2 protein-coding genes are annotated in these 1,645 nt (G+C 40.9%); both read right to left on the bottom strand.

Translation table 11 applies throughout. The features are described from left to right. Nucleotides 1-1,155, bottom strand: a 1,155-nt coding sequence (locus tag SORDD16_RS03140; protein WP_061452350.1) for a cutinase family protein, incomplete at its 3' end; no start/stop codon positions are given. Beyond that, nucleotides 1,148-1,570 carry a hypothetical protein gene (locus SORDD16_RS03135; protein ID WP_061452349.1) on the bottom strand — a complete coding sequence of 141 codons (423 nt, stop codon included), beginning with the start codon at nucleotides 1,568-1,570 and terminating at the stop codon, nucleotides 1,148-1,150. The genes SORDD16_RS03135 and SORDD16_RS03140, both read right to left, overlap by 8 nt. Nucleotides 1,571-1,645 lie beyond the last annotated feature (75 nt).

Raw genomic sequence — 1,645 nt, 5'->3', positions numbered from 1 at the left:
CTCATAAAAGCCATATCCGATAGCCGCCTTATTTACGATTTCCCCCCTCATAATGGCATTTAAAACATTTGAGGCTACATTTTCATCGACTCCTAAAGCCCGGAGGGAATCCAAGGTTGTCGCTATCAGTCGAGCCAGCTTTTCACCTGCCCTGAGCAATTCTGGGTGAAAATCCTCAGATGCAGTCAATAAATTTCCCTTTCCATCCGATTGGAAAACACCAAAGTCATGGGAACTTTCCGGATCAGTAATCTGGGTATAATGCAAGGGAACAAGGACATTGACTTTACCGACAGGTTTCTTAAGAGGTTCATCGGAGTCCCCCGGTAATTTGGTAATGGTATGCTCACGATTGAGCATACCCACGACATCAAAAGGATTGACATAGTACTCTATTTTTTCGCTGATCTTTTTGACTTTCTCATCACTGAGTCCCATTTTCTTTAAACTCTTTGTCGTATCCGGGCCGTCAAAGAGGACCACTTTGCCGATTTTCTCAAGTTCCTCATCGGTGAGGCCAGCTACTCCTTGGGCAGAGACAATGGTCCCTAGGGAGTGACCTGTGATGTCCATCGTCGCATTTGGAGCCTTTTCGCGCATCTCTGCGATTTTCGTTTTCATTCCTACTGTCGCTAACTTGGCTTGCGGAGTATGGATATGGTTAAGGGCAAACTTCGCATCATTGTCAATCCAGTCGTTCCAATTTTCTATACTGATGGCATCACTTCCGCGGATGGTCATATAGGTTTTCGTAGTAGCATTAGTCAAGGTTGGCGTATCCGTTAAATAGTAGGCATTAAAACCAGCTTTCTCATCAGTTAAGAGTCCTTTTTGATAGCGTTTGATAGGATACTCTTCTTGGTGAACCCCTCCTCCAGGATCACCAACTTGGAGTTTTATCGTATCTTCCACAGTATGTAAATCAGGATCTGGCTGCAGGTAGACTTTACCGTCATGAGGAAGATGTTTCCCGCCGGGAGTGATTTCTGTTATGTTCCCGTCTTTATCCCACATATATCCGTCATTTGAAAAATCAAATTCTCTGAATTTTCCCGAATTATTTTGTGGCGGAAAATTACTTGGTCGAAAAGTATAGGTAGCTTGTGCTAAATCCGCATAAAAATTATCAAAGGTTTTTAAGTTACTATTACTCATATAAGAACCAACCTCCATCTCGTAAAATTCTTATAGGTTGCATTTGGATAATGACCAGCTTCTCTGGAATTTCATTTGCATTACGTTTCAGTGGGAAGCCTAATGTAAATTCAGTATCCTTATTATTATTGATTTTTCCGTCCACTGTCATCATATATCCTCCACCTTGAGGAGTACCGTTTCCTACCTGACCAACCTTTATACTATCCCAATCAAACTGAACACTTTCAACTTTAGAATTCCAAGATTTAACGAAGTTCGCCATTTCTTCTTCATGTTCCTTTAAATAATCCAACTGCTTAGCTCGCGGGCTTAGAGTTATTCCTCCAAATAGATTTGTTTCCTGTGCCATCCATGCTCCTCCTCCAAATACTACAAGAGCTAAAACTAGCCAAAGTAAAGTACGTTTTTTCATCTCTTTCCTCCTATATAGCGGAATCTAAGTATATTATATCATGAATGTAAAAAAAAATACTTCTAATAAGTATAG

This window comes from Streptococcus oralis (genome assembly GCF_001578945.1).
GTDB lineage: Bacteria > Bacillota > Bacilli > Lactobacillales > Streptococcaceae > Streptococcus > Streptococcus oralis_Q.
The sequence above is the reverse complement of the archived record's forward strand: the minus strand, read 5'-3'. Positions and strand labels throughout refer to the sequence as shown.

What these genes read in the sequence shown, in the direction of transcription:
- SORDD16_RS03135 (WP_061452349.1), bottom strand. Translation starts at nt 1,570, where the DNA reads ATGAAAAAACGTACTTTACTTTGGCTAGTTTTAGCTCTTGTAGTATTT.